The 14,277-nt window shown below is 58.3% G+C and carries 17 protein-coding genes; 12 read left to right on the forward strand and 5 right to left on the reverse strand.

The window, feature by feature from the left end:
* From ACNKID_RS01160 to ACNKID_RS01180, 5 genes are all read left to right on the forward strand, one after another.
* Positions 1 to 351, forward strand: a 351-nt coding sequence (locus tag ACNKID_RS01160) for a BRCT domain-containing protein (protein ID WP_417911598.1), incomplete at its 5' end; no start/stop codon positions are given.
* Between the two features lie 91 nt (positions 352 to 442).
* Complete coding sequence (locus tag ACNKID_RS01165; RefSeq protein ID WP_417911599.1) at positions 443 to 757, forward strand: YbjQ family protein; 315 nt, start codon at positions 443 to 445, stop codon at positions 755 to 757.
* Positions 758 to 764: 7 nt separating this feature from the next.
* Positions 765 to 1,199: a YbjQ family protein gene (locus ACNKID_RS01170; protein WP_417911600.1), complete on the forward strand. Its 435-nt coding sequence runs from the start codon at positions 765 to 767 to the stop codon at positions 1,197 to 1,199.
* A complete protein-coding gene (locus ACNKID_RS01175; protein ID WP_417911601.1) occupies positions 1,196 to 2,020 on the forward strand; it encodes a M48 family metallopeptidase in 825 nt (274 codons plus the stop codon). The genes ACNKID_RS01170 and ACNKID_RS01175 overlap by 4 nt, the downstream gene beginning before the upstream one ends.
* Positions 2,017 to 2,493: a methylated-DNA--[protein]-cysteine S-methyltransferase gene (locus ACNKID_RS01180; RefSeq protein WP_417911602.1), complete on the forward strand. Its 477-nt coding sequence runs from the start codon at positions 2,017 to 2,019 to the stop codon at positions 2,491 to 2,493. Before ACNKID_RS01175 ends, ACNKID_RS01180 begins: the two co-directional genes overlap by 4 nt.
* Positions 2,494 to 2,498: 5 nt before the next feature.
* Here the strand turns inward: ACNKID_RS01180 and rlmB are convergent, their stop codons facing one another.
* Entirely contained in the window at positions 2,499 to 3,317 is an 819-nt protein-coding gene (rlmB, locus tag ACNKID_RS01185; RefSeq protein WP_417911603.1) for a 23S rRNA (guanosine(2251)-2'-O)-methyltransferase RlmB, read from the reverse strand.
* Positions 3,318 to 3,339: 22 nt separating this feature from the next.
* Here rlmB and ACNKID_RS01190 point away from each other — a divergent pair, with 22 nt between their 5' ends.
* Positions 3,340 to 3,501, forward strand: a complete 162-nt coding sequence (locus tag ACNKID_RS01190) for a hypothetical protein (protein WP_417911604.1) — start codon at positions 3,340 to 3,342, stop codon at positions 3,499 to 3,501.
* Between the two features lie 586 nt (positions 3,502 to 4,087).
* On the opposite strand, the gene ACNKID_RS01195 is transcribed toward ACNKID_RS01190, so the two are convergent.
* On the reverse strand, positions 4,088 to 4,564 hold the full coding sequence (locus ACNKID_RS01195) for a hypothetical protein (protein ID WP_417911605.1): 477 nt from the start codon (positions 4,562 to 4,564) through the stop codon (positions 4,088 to 4,090).
* Positions 4,565 to 4,662: 98 nt separating this feature from the next.
* Here ACNKID_RS01195 and rsmG point away from each other — a divergent pair, with 98 nt between their 5' ends.
* The 6 genes from rsmG (at position 4,663) to ACNKID_RS01225 (ending at position 10,871) form a co-directional block, all read left to right on the forward strand.
* Complete coding sequence (gene rsmG, locus ACNKID_RS01200; protein WP_417911606.1) at positions 4,663 to 5,307, forward strand: 16S rRNA (guanine(527)-N(7))-methyltransferase RsmG; 645 nt, start codon at positions 4,663 to 4,665, stop codon at positions 5,305 to 5,307.
* Between the two features lie 191 nt (positions 5,308 to 5,498).
* Positions 5,499 to 6,281 carry a hypothetical protein gene (locus ACNKID_RS01205; protein ID WP_417911607.1) on the forward strand — a complete coding sequence of 261 codons (783 nt, stop codon included), beginning with the start codon at positions 5,499 to 5,501 and terminating at the stop codon, positions 6,279 to 6,281.
* 184 nt (positions 6,282 to 6,465) lie between these two features.
* A complete protein-coding gene (locus tag ACNKID_RS01210; protein WP_417911608.1) occupies positions 6,466 to 6,708 on the forward strand; it encodes a HypC/HybG/HupF family hydrogenase formation chaperone in 243 nt (80 codons plus the stop codon).
* On the forward strand, positions 6,695 to 7,789 hold the full coding sequence (hypD, locus tag ACNKID_RS01215) for a hydrogenase formation protein HypD (protein WP_417911614.1): 1,095 nt from the start codon (positions 6,695 to 6,697) through the stop codon (positions 7,787 to 7,789). Before ACNKID_RS01210 ends, hypD begins: the two co-directional genes overlap by 14 nt.
* Positions 7,782 to 8,834, forward strand: a complete 1,053-nt coding sequence (gene hypE, locus ACNKID_RS01220; protein ID WP_417911609.1) for a hydrogenase expression/formation protein HypE — start codon at positions 7,782 to 7,784, stop codon at positions 8,832 to 8,834. The genes hypD and hypE overlap by 8 nt, the downstream gene beginning before the upstream one ends.
* A gap of 90 nt (positions 8,835 to 8,924) precedes the next feature.
* On the forward strand, positions 8,925 to 10,871 hold the full coding sequence (locus tag ACNKID_RS01225; RefSeq protein WP_417911610.1) for an acyltransferase family protein: 1,947 nt from the start codon (positions 8,925 to 8,927) through the stop codon (positions 10,869 to 10,871).
* 6 nt (positions 10,872 to 10,877) lie between these two features.
* Here ACNKID_RS01225 and ACNKID_RS01230 read toward each other — a convergent pair whose 3' ends face one another.
* The 3 genes from ACNKID_RS01230 to ACNKID_RS01240 are packed head-to-tail and all read right to left on the reverse strand — an operon-like array spanning position 10,878 to position 14,163.
* Positions 10,878 to 12,254, reverse strand: a complete 1,377-nt coding sequence (locus ACNKID_RS01230) for an FAD-binding oxidoreductase (RefSeq protein ID WP_417911611.1) — start codon at positions 12,252 to 12,254, stop codon at positions 10,878 to 10,880.
* Between the two features lie 41 nt (positions 12,255 to 12,295).
* A complete protein-coding gene (locus ACNKID_RS01235) occupies positions 12,296 to 13,090 on the reverse strand; it encodes a hypothetical protein (protein ID WP_417911612.1) in 795 nt (264 codons plus the stop codon).
* A gap of 14 nt (positions 13,091 to 13,104) precedes the next feature.
* Positions 13,105 to 14,163, reverse strand: a complete 1,059-nt coding sequence (locus ACNKID_RS01240) for a type IV pilus twitching motility protein PilT (RefSeq protein ID WP_417911613.1) — start codon at positions 14,161 to 14,163, stop codon at positions 13,105 to 13,107.
* Positions 14,164 to 14,277: the final 114 nt, after the last annotated feature.

Raw genomic sequence — 14,277 nt, forward strand, 5'->3', positions numbered from 1 at the left:
CAGACGGCGGCGGCCCTGCGGGAATATTTCGCCGACCCTGCAAACCGCGAGCTCATCGCCCGCCTGCTGGAATTGGGCTTGACGGTTCAGGAGGCAGAAAAAAAGGCAGACGGAGGCCCGCTCGCAGGTATGGTCTTTCTTTTCACCGGCACTCTCAGCAGCATGACCAGAATCGAGGCCGAGCAAAGGGTTAAAGGGTTAGGTGCGGAGACGGCCAGCAGCATCAGCAAGAAAGTGACGCATCTGGTCGCCGGAGAAAAGGCAGGAAGCAAGCTGAAGAAGGCGGCGGAGCTGGGGATTGCCATCGTGGACGAGACCACTTTTCTGCGGCTGATCGACGAGAAGGACTGATTGCTGTTGACCATTCTCAACCCGCGCGGTATAGAGAACAGAGCAGTTCAACGGCCTGTTCAGACGCGCAAATCAATCAGCAGGAGACAGCATGGACATCACCAACATCGAGACTATTCCCGGCAAAACCATCATCGCCCATTACGGGCTGGTTTCCGGCAGCACAGTGCGGTCAAAGAACGCCTTCAGTGACATTGGCGCGTCCTTGAAGAACATCTTCGGCGGCGAGCTGAAAAGCTACACCAAGCTGCTCGACGAAACCCGGCATGAAGCGGTCAGCCGGATGACCGAGCAGGCCAAGGCTTTGGGCGCGAACGCGGTGGTCAATGTCCGCTTCGCCACTTCAGACGTGGCGGCTGGCGCGGCGGAAATCTACGTTTACGGCACCGCAGTCCGGGTCGAGTGAGGGCCGCATGGAAGATCTGATATTGTTCGTCCTGCTGTTCTGCGGCTCTTATCTGATCGGCAGATACAAGGAAAAAAAACATTTTGCCGACATAGTCCGGCGTGAGAAAGAGCTGCTCCAGCTGCCCGCTCTGACCATGAAGCAGGCGGAAGACCGGCCTGTGGTTAAAGCTGAGCTGGTCACAGGCAATGTGGTGATCGCCGGAGATTACTTCAAGCAGATCATGGCCCAGCTGGCCAGCTTTTTCGGCATGCGAATCGCGGTGGCGGAAAGCATGATGGACAGGGCGCGGCGTGAAGCTCTGCTCCGCATGAAGGCCCAGGCAGCCGGAGCGGACGCGATTCTCAACGTCCGCTTTGAGTCCATGAAAATCGGGGCGCGGGAGAAAGTCGCCGGAGTGGAGGTGCTCGCTTTCGGCACAGCGGTCTATTACCGGCAATGAAGTTTGAGCCGCGTTACGCGGAGGAGAACTTCAACGTCCCTGAACAGCGCGAGCTGCGGGATTTCTTCCGTCTCAGCCTGTATCTGCTGGGGATAGTGTTCGGGCTGTACATCGTGCTCGGCTTTGCCGCTGAAAAAATCGCCGAGCAGCTGCCGCCCCGCTTTGAAACAGCCATTGCCGCGCATTTCACTGACAAACTTGACGATGCCGCCTTTCCGCGCACCCGCGAGTATCTCCAGCAGGTGCTCGACCGCCTTGCCAAGGCCGCCGCACCTGAGCTGCCTGCTTTTCAATACAAGGTCACGGTGCAGGAACAGGAGGAAATCAACGCCATCGCCTTGCCCGCAGGAAGAATCGTCGTTTTCAGCGGCCTGCTCGACAAGCTGCGCTCTGAAAACGAGCTGGCAATGGTGCTGGCGCACGAGCTGGGGCATTACGCTCATCGCGATCACCTGCGCGGCTTAGGCCGGGGCTTGGTGCTGCTTTCGATCACCGCCGCGCTGGGTTTCTCCGACGGCTTGCCTGGCTTCATTGCGCCGTCCGTGCAGACTTTCAGCCTGAAATATTCCCGCGAGCAGGAAGCGGCGGCAGACAACTTCGCTCTTGACCTTATGTTCCGCGCTTATGGCCACGCAGGCGGCACACTTGACCTCTTCGCCATGTTCGAGAAGCAGGAAGAGAAGACACCCGCGCTTTTCTCCACCCATCCCGACAGCCGTTGGCGGCAGAAGAACTTGGCTGGCAGGATCAAGAAGGAAGGAATGCCGCAAAGGAAGGCGCAGCCGCTTCCGGCCCAGCTGCCTTTTGCTGAGGACAAATGACGCAGGCGGTCATAGAAAGCCCGATCGGCCCGCTGCTGATCTTCGCTGATGCCTTCGGCCTGCGCCGGATTGTCTTGCCTGCTGAAAATGCGCCGTCTGCTGCCGCTGTTCCGGCAGCGGATCCCGCTTCCGTGCTCTGTCAAGCTGCGGCGCAGCTGGCTGAATATTTCGCCGGGCAGCGGCAGACCTTCGACCTGCCCTTGTCGCCGCAGGGCACCATGTTTCAACAGGCGGTCTGGGCGCAGATCGCCTTGATTCCCTATGGTCAGACAAGAAGTTACGGAGAGCTTGCTGTCCGGCTCGGAAGTCCGGCCAAAGCCAGGGCCGTGGGCGGAGCGGCGGGCCGCAATCCCCTTCCCATCGTGATTCCCTGCCATCGGGTGATTGGCAGCTCCGGCAGCCTGACCGGATTCAGCGGCGGACTGGCGGTCAAACGCTTCCTCCTCCGTCTGGAAAGCGGGCTGTCAGACTGAGACAGTCAGCGGCGTGCGGCAGGTTGCGCCGTTTTCTCCCGCGCCGCTTCAAACATGACAAGTGCTGCCGCAACTGAAGCATTGAGCGAGTTGAACGCGCCAGGCATGGGAATGGTCACTAAAAAGTCGCAGCACTTTCTCACAAGCGGGCGGATGCCTGTGCCTTCGCTGCCAATGACTATGCCGATTCTGCCGCTGAAGTCGGTCTGGTAAACAGACTGCGCCTCAGATTCGGCCACGGTGCCATAAATCCAATAACCGCTGTCTTTCAGCTGGCGAAGGGTTTCCGCAAGATTGACCACCCGGCTGATGCGAAGATGCGCGGACGCTCCCGCTGAGGCGCGCGCCACAGTGCCGGTCAAAGGCGAGCTGCGTTCGCTGGTGAGAATGACGGAGCCGAAGCCTGCGGCCAAGGCGGAGCGAAGAATGGAACCAAGATTGCGGGGGTCTTGGATGGAATCGAGCAGCAGGACGCGTTCAGGCTCCGCTGCCAGCAATTCGGCCAGCGGCAGCAGCTCGGCTTCGCTCTGTCTGGCAGCCACGCCTTGATGTCGGCTGCCGCTGGGCAGGCCGACACGTTCCATGTCAACAAAGCGGAGCCGCACCTCTGCTTCGCGGGCCGCGTCAATAATCTCCTGCAAACGCGCCCCGGCCTTGCCTTTTTCAATCAGAATCTCGCTCAGGCTGCGGGGATTGCCGCGCAAAGCCTCAGCAACAGCGTTGATTCCCCAAAGCAGGCCGCTGTCATCCGGCGGCGTTTCTGCCGGATGAGCGGTGCATTTCTTCTTTTCTGGCGTATATGCGTCGCGGTGCGGCGTTTTCATGGCGGCTGGATGATTAGAACGGATGGATGACGCGAGCATAGCAGGCGGGGCTGAAGAAGTCAACGCCTTTGCCGCCTTGCCGCCGCTTGCGGCCAGCCTGCTGCGGAGATTGTCCAAGGATGTTCATCGTGGCGCAGCGGGCCGGGAGCTGTTGTCAGCTTTAGCTGAAAACAATACTTCGTAGAAGGTTTATTTGTGAGTTGTCAGTTATACAAGCAGCACTATTTTTAACTTGCATGACCAAGCCAATTAAAGTATAAAGGCAATATAAAAACCACTGGTCAACAAAAAAAGGAGGTGCAGAGAATACGTACACCGGAAAAGAACACAATAAAAAAACCCGCTTGAATCATATCCGGCCAAGGCGATTCAAAACGGGCAAACCTCTTAAATGGACGACAGCAAGAGGGGTTACTGCATAGTAACTCATCTTGCCTGTCCGGTCAATCACTATTTCTCTCAGGAGAATTCGAGATGAAACAACAGGCAGCAACAGATATTCTGCGGATGATATTCGCAGGCACAGCGTCAGCAGTTCTCGCCGAGCTGATTAAGCGTTTGATCTTCTGAGTAAAGACTCATAAAAAGTTGCTCGGTGCCGTTGCTCGCAAGTGGATCGTGTCGAGCAGAATAATATCAGCAGACACATGGCTGAGGTCTCTTGTCTGACGATATTCGGTTTGCAGCACGTCACCCTCTTTTACTGGGTGTGGATTGAAACGTAGTGAGGTTCATTTGTAGTTGTAGCTGTCAAGCAGCACACGCCCCCTTCATCGGGGGCGCACTTCTTTCCTCTGCGCAAATCCCTGCCAACTCCGTTGCAAAGCCCGCTGAAGCGGGGTATTGTTGGCCAGCAATCCCTGCCGCGACGCTGCATTTCTTCTGCCGCTGCCTGTCGTGGCCGAAAGCAGCCTTGCTTTGACATTCCGCTGCAATCTCCCGCTTTTTTTTCTGCTGGAAACGCCGTGTTGCAAGCCTGCTTTGCCGTGTTTCAGACATGCAATGAGACGTTTCTGGCTTGAAACGAGGCATTGCAGGCTTGCAACGAGACGTTTATTGCCTGCAATGAGGCGTTTCATGTCTGAATCGCCTCGTTTCTGGCTTAAAATGAGACGTTGCAGACTTGAATCGAGGCGTTTCATGTCTGCAACGAGGCATTTCAAGCTTGCTTTGAGGCATTTCTGGCTTGAAATGAGGCGTTGCAAGTCTGCAACGAGACGTTTCCAGCTTGCTTCACCTCGATTCAAGCCTTCCTCGAGGCAGGAGAAGGCTGATTTTTCATAAAAGAAACAGAAAGGAAACTGCTTCCAGCCAACCGCGCAACGTTCTATCTCTTTAAAAAATCATGTGTGATCGCAGCCAGTTTCTTGTCGGCCTGAACCGGCTTGGCCTCAGCCTTGACAGCTCCGCTGTGGAGCGGATTCTGCTCTATTGCAGCGAGCTGCAAAAGTGGAACCGCAAGATCAACCTGCTTGCCCGCGAAACCACGGCGGCAGAGATGCTCGAAAAGCATTTTCTTGATTCGCTCGCCTTGCTGCCGCTGCTGGACAGGCTCAACGGGCCGGACGCAACCCTGCTTGATGTCGGCAGCGGCGCGGGCTTTCCTGGCTTGGTCTTGGCGGCAGCCCGTCCTGAGCTGCGCGTGACCTTGCTGGAGCCGCGCCAGAAACGCGCCGCCTTTCTCTCGCATATCGCCCGCACATTGCAGCTGCGCAACGTGCGGGTGAAAGAGGAGCGGCTGGAGCCGGAGCAGCGGTTTTCAGAGAACTTCGCCTGCATCACCAGCCGGGCTGTTGCCGCGCCGGAGATGTTTCTGTCTTTGATTGAAAAAACTGCCGGGCCGGAAACAATCGTCATTCTGATGCTGGCAAATGAAGAGCGGCAAAGCTGGGACGCAGGCCGCTGGCAGACGGTTGAACAGTTGAAATTCTCGTTGCCGTTCTCCGGCGACCCGCGCCTGCTGACCGCCGTGCGGAAAAGGTGCAGCTGATTCTTGCAAGAAGAGCCTGTCCCATGAATGCCGCCTCCTCTTGCGCAAGCCGCCTTTACCGTGTACGCTTTCAGGAATGCTGCGCAGCCAATGACATGGCTTTATCTTGGAACTGACAGCAGTTTGGCTTTGGGGCAGGTGGTCGTGGCTCATGCTGCTTCTTCTCAAGGTTTTTCTTGTTGATATTCGCTATGCAATGGATCAACACCACACTTGAACTGCTGTCACCCGGATGGGTGGGAGCCATTATCAGCCTTGTCGGTCTCATTGCTGCGGTCGTGACATATCTGTTCACGCGGCAGCGCACCCGTCTTGCCTATTGCTGCGCCGGAAAACGTCTGCTTGGCCTTGCAACAGATGGTTTGCCCGAAGGCATCACTGTCCATTATCGCGGACAAGACATTCCCAGACTGACTCGAACGCTTGTTGTCTTGTGGAATGCCGGAGAGAAGACAATCCTTGGCGAGGATATTGTGGCAACAGACCCGCTCCGGCTGAAACTGCGTGGCGATGGCCGCGTGCTTGCCGCAACCGTACTGAAGACGAAACGCGATGTCTGCCAAATTAAGGCATTGCCAGACGCACCAGGCTCATCATGCCACAACGAGACACACATCCGTTTTGCCTTCTTGGATGCTGAAGATGGTGCCGTCATTGAAATCCTGCACACAAGCGAAGAAAGCTATGTGGAGTTCTTAGGCACGGTCAGAGGTCTTCCGCAGGGATTGAAACATATTGGAAATATTGATGCAGTACGCACGTTTCCCATGCCATCACCTTGGATCATTCTTGCAATAGGCGCGGTTACAACTGTGGCAGGATCAATCTTTCCTCAAAGGACAACCGAATTGTTGACAAATAGAAGTATGGTGGGTGCATGGGTCGGGGTAATTTATACTCTGGCTGGACTTGCGCTCATCTACAAAAATCGCAGGCGGTATCCCAAATATCTTCATATCGAAGAACTGCGGTAAAAGGTCAGCTATATCCCAAAAACGTTCGCTCGTCTCCAGAAAAAAGTACGGTCGTTCTTTTTCCTGCCTGCCCCTCACATTCTTCCGCACTCCTCTTGCGCAAGCCGCCTGCACAGTGTACGCTCACAGGAAAATCGTACAGCCTAACCCGCAAGCAGTTCCCTCTCCTCAGCAAAGGTGAATCATGTGCCTCGCCGTTCCCGGCAGACTGACCGAGATTTATGAGAAAGACAGCCTCCGCATGGCCAAGATTGACTTTGGCGGCATTGCCAGAGAAATTTGCCTTGCCTACACGCCGGAAGCCAAGATCGGCGATTACGCCTTGGTGCATGTCGGCTTCGCCATCAGCCTGATGCAGGAAGATGAAGCGCAGGACACCTTGAAGCTGCTGAAAGAGGTTGCGGATGCTGGCTATGAAGCATCTTGACGAGCACCGCCGCCCGGAAAAGGCGCAGGCTCTGCTCGGCGAGCTTGCTTCGCTTGTCACCCGGCCTTGGGTGATCATGGAAATCTGCGGCGGTCAGACTCACGCCTTTTTGCGGCATGGGTTGGATGCCTTGCTGCCTTCTCAAATCGAGCTGGTGCATGGGCCGGGCTGCCCGGTCTGCGTCACGCCGCTGGAACAGATTGATAAAGCCATTGCCATTGCTGCGCGGCCAGAGGTGATCTTCACCTCCTACGGCGACATGCTGCGCGTGCCCGGTTCGAGCAAGGATTTGTTTGCCGTGCGGGCAGGCGGCGGTGATGTGCGGGTGATTTGGTCGCCTTTGGAAGCGGTGCAGCTTGCTGAAGCGAATCCAGCAAAGGAGGTGGTCTTCTTCGCCATTGGCTTTGAAACCACGGCTCCGGCCAATGCGATGGCGGTTCTTCACGCCCGGCAAAAGCGGCTGCGCAACTTTTCGCTGCTTGTTGCGCAAGTGCGGGTACCGCCTGCGATGGAGGCGATACTTTCCAGCGCAGGTTGCCGCACTCAAGCCTTTCTCGCAGCCGGGCATGTCTGCGCAGTGATGGGTTATCATGAATACCTGCCTCTGGCCGCAAAATATCAGGTGCCGATAGCCGTCACTGGCTTTGAGCCGGTTGATTTGCTCAACGGTCTCTGCGCGGCGGTGCGGCAATTAGAACAAGGCCGATGTGAGGTGGAGAATCAGTACCAACGGGCAGTCAGCTGCAAGGGCAACAAGGCAGCCCAGCGCAGCATTGAGGCTGTGTTTCAGCCGGTTGACCGCAAATGGCGCGGCATCGGCGTGATCCCGCAGAGCGGCTGGGGCTTGCGGCCTGAATTCGCCGACTTTGACGCAGAACTGAAATTTGATGTAAGCACGATCACCGCGCCGGAATCGCCGCTCTGCATCGCGGGTGACATCTTGCAGGGCAAAAAGAAAACCAGCCAGTGCCCAGCTTTCCGCAAACAATGTACCCCGCAGACTCCGCTCGGCGCACCGATGGTCTCAGCAGAAGGTGCCTGCGCCGCCTATTACAAATATCGGGAGGCCAGCCATGACTGAGCTGCGTTTACAAGGAGCCATCTGCCCTGCGCCATTGCGGCCAGAGGAACGGGTCATTCTTGGGCATGGTTCCGGCGGCGTGTTGAGCCGCGACCTGCTCCAGCGGCTCTTCCTGCCCGGCTTGGGCGAGGCTGCGCCAAGTTCGCTTGATGATGCGGCGGTGCTGGAAACTGGCGGGCAGCGGCTGGCCATGACCACAGATTCGCACGTGGTGACACCACTCTTCTTTCCCGGCGGCGATATAGGACGGCTGGCCGTCTGCGGCACAGTCAACGATTTGGCGATGGTCGGCGCGCAGCCGATAGCCCTGACCTGCGGCTTTGTCTTGGAAGAAGGCTTGCCTTTTGATGTGCTGCGGGGAGTGGTTGCCTCCATGCAGGCGGCGGCACAAGAAGCGGGCGTGCGCATTGTCGCGGGCGACACCAAGGTGGTGCAGCGCGGCAGCGCAGATCAGCTCTTCATCAACACTTCCGGGCTGGGAACGGTTGCAGAAGGGGTGCATATCTCCGGCGCAAACGCCCAGCCAAGCGATGTGATCATTATTTCCGGCACCATTGGCGATCACGGCATTGCGGTGCTGTCCGCCCGTGAGAACCTCGGCTTTGAAACCCGGCTGGAAAGCGATGTCGCCCCGCTTAATCATTTGGTGGAAGCTATGCTTGCCGCTGGCGAAGTGCATGTTCTGCGCGACCCAACTCGTGGAGGTTTGGCTACGTCACTGGTGGAGATTGCCGAGCAGTCGCAGGCGGTGATTGAGCTGAATGAGGAGCGTCTGCCCTTCAAGCCTGCGGTCAAGGCTGCCTGCGAGCTGCTGGGCTTTGATCCGCTCTTTGTGGCCAATGAGGGCAAGCTGGTCGCGTTTGTCAAAGAGGGCGATGCTGAAGCTGTTGTGGCGGCGATGCGGCAAACGCAATACGGCAAAGATGCCGCCATCATTGGCAGGGTGACTGGCACCGAGAAAGCTCAGGTGCTCCTGCGCACGGCGATAGGCGGCGCACGGCTGGTGGACATGTTGCCGGGAGAGATGCTGCCGAGGATTTGCTGAATTTGCCCCGGCTTGGTGTTTTGCTGGACAAAGCGAGGCGGATTGCGTAAACAAGGAGCGACCTGTCAACTCCTGCTTTGTTCAAACACCATGCTTCAGCGGCAGTACCGGGCCGATATTGACGGCCTGCGGGCAGCGGCAGTCCTCGCTGTCCTGCTCTATCACTTTGACTTCAAAGCCTTCTCCGGCGGCTTCACCGGGGTGGACATCTTCTTTGTCATCTCCGGCTTCCTGATCACCCAGAACATCATGGCTGATCTCGGCGGCGGCGCGTTCTCTTTCGCCCGCTTCTATGCCCGGCGGGTGAAACGGCTTTTCCCGGCCCTCTACGCGACGCTGCTGCTCAGCCTGCTGGCCAGCCATCTGCTCTTCACGCCAGAACACCATGTCCAGTTCGGCAGATCGCTGCTCGCCAGCCTGCTCTCAGTCTCCAACATCCTCTTCTGGCAGGAGGCAGGCTATTTCGACACGGCGGCAGAGTTTAAGCCCCTGCTGCACACTTGGTCACTGGCCGTGGAGGAGCAGTTCTATTTTATTTGGCCCGCCTTGCTCCTGCTTCTTGCGCACTTAGGAAAAAAATGGCTACTGGCCCTCCTTCTGCTCGGCAGCGCGGCATCTCTGTACTGCGCGGAACGCTGGCTGCGCAGCGACCCCTCTGGAGCCTTCTTTCTCACTCCGTTCCGGCTGGCTGAATTCGCCTGCGGCGCGGCCTTGGTCTGGCTGCCTGCGCCTAGGAAAGCATGGCTGGCCGAACTGGCTTTGGCCGCCGGGCTGTTCGGCATCAGCTGGGGCATCTTCCGCTTCAGCAAACAGACCTCCTTTCCTGGCCTGCATTCCTTAGTGCCCAGCCTTGGCACCGCGCTGATCATTTGGAGTGGCAGCCAAGCTCCACTGCTCGGCTGGCTGCTGCGCAACCGCGTGACTGCGGGCATCGGCCTGATCTCCTACTCGCTTTATCTGATTCATTGGCCGCTGCTGATCTTTTATAAATATTGGCGATACAGCAGCCTGAGCTTGCAGGAGCGGCTTGGCCTGCTGCTGCTCTGCTTTCTTCTGGCCGGGCTGTCATGGCGGTTCATCGAACAGCCTTTCCGCCGAGGCCGCCTGCTGCCGCAGCGGCTGTTCTTCGCCTTCTGCGGCCTGACTGCGGCCCTGCTGCTTGCTGCCGGAACCGAGCTGATCCGGCAGGAGGGCTTCCCCAGCCGTATCAGCAGCACCTTTGCCAAAGCGCAGAACGCGGCGCAGTTCCATGTGGATCGGTTTGGCGGCAAAGGCTATACCTTCACCGGCATCCTCGGCATGAAGAAGCGGGATTACGACCTGATCATCACTGGCGACAGTTTTGTCCTCCAGTACGCGACCGGGCTGGATCAGCTCTTTAAGCAGCACGGCCTCACTGCCAAGCTGGCGACAGACTACGCCTGCATCATCGGCCCGGATATCACTTTCTTCTATCAAGGCCAGCCGGACGAGACCTGTTCCCTCCAGTCACGCCATTTCTTCAGGCTGGCGGAAGGCAACAGCAAGCCGGTCATCTTCTCGCTGGCTTGGGAATGGTACATAGAGGGAATATGCGACTTGAAAGGGCGGCAGATCAAGTTCCCTGACCATCGCGCCTTTGAGGACTTCATGCTCGACAACCTGCGCAAGATCCGTGAGAAGATCGGCAAGGACCGGCCTTTCCTCATCATCGGCAACCCGCCTGGCAGCGGCAACCGGAACGGCATCATCTCCTGCCTGAACCGCCCGAACTTCCTGCCCAACAACTGCCTTGAGTCAATGGTCTTTCCACGAGATCAAGGTGTCGGCCTGCATCTCAACAAAAGGCTGCGGGAGTATGCGGCAGCAGAGCCGAATGTCTGGTTCTTCGACCCCTTTGATGTCTTCTGCGGCAAGGAGAGCTGCGCCGCGCTGGATGCCCGCAAGAACGCTATCTGGTATTCGGACGGCGGCCATCTCTCCATTGACGGCTCACGCAAGGCGGCTGAGTTCTTCGGCCCGAACCTGCTTCGTGCGCTCCGTTCAGCGGCGCAGTGAGCTGTTTTATTCAGGAAACACCTTCCCCGGATTGAGAATGCCGTTGGGATCAAAGAGCTGTTTCAGTTTGCGCATCAGATTGAGGCTGACTGGGTCAATCTCCAGCGGCAGGAAGGCAGACTTGGTGATGCCGATGCCGTGCTCGCCGGAGAGTGTGCCGCCAAGACTGAGGACAAAGCGGAACAGCCGCTCCTTGGCATCGAGGCCGTTGCGCTGCTCTTCCGGCCTGCTCTTGTCGAGCATGATGTTGACGTGGATATTACCATCCCCAGCATGGCCGAAGGTGAGGATGAGCAGCTTCAGCTCAACGGCCAGCCGCTCGGTGAAGGCGACCAAATCAGGAATCTTTGAGCGCGGCACCACCACATCTTCAGCAATCTTGTGCGGCCTGAGCGAGAGCACCGCAGGCGAGATCGAACGCCGGGCCAGCCACAGCTCCGCTGTCTCCTGCTCGTCCGCTGCCTGACGGAGAACGCAGTTGCCCTTGTCCGCAACAAAGGCGGCAAAGCGGGCTGCCTGCTGCTTCACCTCCTCCTTGCCGCCGTCAAACTCCACCAGCAGCAGGGCCGCAGTTCCATCTGGCAGCGGCTGCTTCAGCCGGTCGCGCACTGCGTCAATCGCGGTTCTATCCATATACTCCAGCGTGCAGGGCAGCAGTCCAGCAGCAAGGATTTCCGCCACCAATTTCGTCGCTTCAGCCAGATCAGGGAAGGTGAGGAGAAAGGTGGCTTTGCTCTCGGCCAGCGGCAGCAGGCGCAGGATGAGCTTGGTGAAGATTGCCAGCGTGCCTTCCGAGCCGATCAGCAGCCGGGTGAGGTCATAGCCGACCACGCCTTTCTCTGTCCGCACCCCGGTCTTGATGATCTCGCCAGTCGGCAAGACCGCCTCCAAGCCGATGATGTAGTCGCGGGTCACGCCGTACTTGACTGCGCTGGGGCCGCCTGCGCATTCCGCCGCATTGCCGCCGATGGAGCAGAACTTCAGGCTGGCCGGATCGGGCGGGTACATCAGGCCGCGCTTCTTCAGGGCCGCTTGCAGCTCGCCGGTGATCAGGCCCGGCTCAACCACGGCGATCATGTTGGCAGGATCAATCTCCAGAATCCGTTTCATCCGGCTGAAGGCGAGCACGAGACCGCCCGCCACCGGCAGGGAGCCGCCGGTCACGCCGCTGCCTGCGCCGCGAGGAATGACCGGGAAGCGGTGCTCGTTGGCCAGCCGCAGGACAGCTGCGACCTGCTCCGCTGTTTCCGGCAGCGCGGCGGCATCTGGCAAGAAGCTCTGGCCGGTCGCGTCGTAGCTGTAGCAGGTGCGGTCTTCCCAGCTTGTCAGCAGCTTGTCCGGGCCGAAGATGCGCCGGAGTTCTTTGAGGGTGTGTTTGTCCATAAAGAGTCAGCGCGTTTCAGCCAGCAAAGGCTTCAAGACCATCACGCCATTTTTTCAAGCCTCAGAGCAAGCTTCTCCAGCAGTTCCCTCGTCTTCTCATCCAGCAGCTCAGGATTGCCCGCTTCGATCTTGCGCAGCTCCTCCATCTTGCTGGCCAGCATGGCCGCATCAAACATCTTCAGCTCCGCCGCATCCCAAAGCGGCCTGCCGAGAAAAGCCGCCAGCGCGGCGGCATCTTCCCGAATTCGCTCCTTGCTGCCATGATCAACCACATTGATGCGGGAAGCGTCTTTCAAGACAAGATTCAGCTCATAGCTCGAATACGAAGAGCCGTCGTCCTTGATCTGCTCGGCAATGAGCTGCAAGGCATGAATTTCTCCCAGCCGTGCGCAGCACTTGATGCTGTGCAGGTCGGTCACGTCATCCGGCGACTTCCAGCCTTTCCAGAAGAAACCCTTGCGCTTGTCAAAGACTATGGGCTTGGCGCTGAAATAGAGCAGTCCTCCGCCGATGGCCAGAAAAATGAGACCGAACAAGCCCAGCGGCAGATACAGATCAGCAGAGAGCAGAGTGCCCGCCGCCGCGCCGACACCAACCAGAAAAAAGGCGAGGGCGAAGAGCAGCATCCCTGCGGTGATGCGGAACTCCATCCGGTCGCGCTGCGTGCTGACTAATTTATGCGTGCGGAAATTCGAGCCGCCGCTCTTCAGAGGATTCCAGCGCGTCCGCTCCGCCAAAGAATCACCAAAGCAGGACGGCTCAACATGATGCGCCAGCTGATTGAGCGTGTTGCGCAGCATCTTTGCGGCAGCCTGCTGCATCAGGTTTTTCAGCATGGCTCAGCTCCTTGTCACTCCGCGTCCGGCAGCGGGAAGAGGCTCTTGTTGATCGCCTTTTCCCGCGCCGCCTCAACCGTGATCTTGCCGTCGTCAATCATCTTTTGCAGGCACTGGTCCATGGTCTGCATCCCCTGCGTGGTGCCGGTCTGAATCATGGACTCAATCTGGTTGATCTTGCCCTCGCGGATGATGCTGGCCAAGGCGTTCGAGCCGATGAGGATTTCCAGCGCGGCGCAGCGTCCCTTGCCGTCTTTAGTCTTGAGCAGCTGCTGGGCAATGACCGCCTTGAGCGAGTCTGCCAGCATGGTGCGGGTCTGCGGCTGCTCTTCTGCTGGAAAGGCGTTGATGATCCGGTCGATGGTCTTGGCCGCGCTGTTGGTGTGCAGGGTGCCGAAAACCAGAATGCCCAGCTCGGCGCAGGTCAGGGCTGCGGAGATGGTCTCCAAATCGCGCATCTCGCCGACAAGAATCACATCCGGGTTCTCGCGGTTGGCGACAGCCAAGGCCTTGGCGAAGCTCTTGGCATGACTGCCGATCTCCCGCTGCGAGAACACGCACTGCTTGTTCGGATGGACGAATTCGAGCGGGTCTTCAATGGTGATGATGTGCTTCGGGTGCTTGTCGTTGATCAGGTTGATGATCGCGGCCATGGTCGTGGACTTGCCGCTGCCGGTCGGGCCGGTGACCAGCACCATGCCGCGCACATAGTCGGCAATGCTCTTCACCACCTCTGGCAGGCCGAGCTGCTCCACCGTGAGAATCTTGGTGGGAATGATGCGGAAAACCGCGCCGATGCCCCGGTGCTGATAGAGGAAGTTGCAGCGGAAGCGGCCCACGCCCTCCAGCGCGTAGGCCTTGTCAAAGTCGCGGTTCTTCTTGATGATGGCCTGCTGATCTGGATCAAGTATCTCAAAGAGGATGCGCTCGTTGCTTTCGGCGGTCAGCACCGGCTCGTCCAGCGGCACCAGCTCGCCGCGCAGGCGCAGCAAAGGCGGAAAGCCGACCACCATGTGCAGGTCGCTGGCCCCGCGCTCTTTCATCTGCTTGAAATAGGAATCTATCTGTGCCATGAGATTTCATCGGGGAGGGAAGTTCAGGCGGTGCGCAAAGGCCGCTTGGAGCGGCGGCGCATGACTGCCTGCTTGTTTTGTACCATGTTCTCCCCAAGAAATAAAACGAAATTC

This window comes from Candidatus Electronema sp. TJ, from assembly GCF_048287355.1.
Classification (GTDB): Bacteria; Desulfobacterota; Desulfobulbia; order Desulfobulbales; family Desulfobulbaceae; genus Electronema.

What these genes read in the sequence shown, in the direction of transcription:
- ACNKID_RS01230 (WP_417911611.1), bottom strand. Translation starts at nt 12,254, where the DNA reads ATGGACAAACACACCCTCAAAGAACTCCGGCGCATCTTCGGCCCGGAC.
- ACNKID_RS01180 (WP_417911602.1), top strand. Translation starts at nt 2,017, where the DNA reads ATGACGCAGGCGGTCATAGAAAGCCCGATCGGCCCGCTGCTGATCTTC.
- hypD (WP_417911614.1), top strand. Translation starts at nt 6,695, where the DNA reads ATGAAGCATCTTGACGAGCACCGCCGCCCGGAAAAGGCGCAGGCTCTG.
- ACNKID_RS01190 (WP_417911604.1), top strand. Translation starts at nt 3,340, where the DNA reads ATGGATGACGCGAGCATAGCAGGCGGGGCTGAAGAAGTCAACGCCTTT.
- ACNKID_RS01235 (WP_417911612.1), bottom strand. Translation starts at nt 13,090, where the DNA reads ATGCTGAAAAACCTGATGCAGCAGGCTGCCGCAAAGATGCTGCGCAAC.
- rsmG (WP_417911606.1), top strand. Translation starts at nt 4,663, where the DNA reads ATGTGTGATCGCAGCCAGTTTCTTGTCGGCCTGAACCGGCTTGGCCTC.
- rlmB (WP_417911603.1), bottom strand. Translation starts at nt 3,317, where the DNA reads ATGAAAACGCCGCACCGCGACGCATATACGCCAGAAAAGAAGAAATGC.
- ACNKID_RS01240 (WP_417911613.1), bottom strand. Translation starts at nt 14,163, where the DNA reads ATGGCACAGATAGATTCCTATTTCAAGCAGATGAAAGAGCGCGGGGCC.
- ACNKID_RS01210 (WP_417911608.1), top strand. Translation starts at nt 6,466, where the DNA reads ATGTGCCTCGCCGTTCCCGGCAGACTGACCGAGATTTATGAGAAAGAC.
- ACNKID_RS01205 (WP_417911607.1), top strand. Translation starts at nt 5,499, where the DNA reads ATGCAATGGATCAACACCACACTTGAACTGCTGTCACCCGGATGGGTG.
- ACNKID_RS01165 (WP_417911599.1), top strand. Translation starts at nt 443, where the DNA reads ATGGACATCACCAACATCGAGACTATTCCCGGCAAAACCATCATCGCC.
- ACNKID_RS01175 (WP_417911601.1), top strand. Translation starts at nt 1,196, where the DNA reads ATGAAGTTTGAGCCGCGTTACGCGGAGGAGAACTTCAACGTCCCTGAA.
- ACNKID_RS01225 (WP_417911610.1), top strand. Translation starts at nt 8,925, where the DNA reads ATGCTTCAGCGGCAGTACCGGGCCGATATTGACGGCCTGCGGGCAGCG.
- ACNKID_RS01170 (WP_417911600.1), top strand. Translation starts at nt 765, where the DNA reads ATGGAAGATCTGATATTGTTCGTCCTGCTGTTCTGCGGCTCTTATCTG.
- hypE (WP_417911609.1), top strand. Translation starts at nt 7,782, where the DNA reads ATGACTGAGCTGCGTTTACAAGGAGCCATCTGCCCTGCGCCATTGCGG.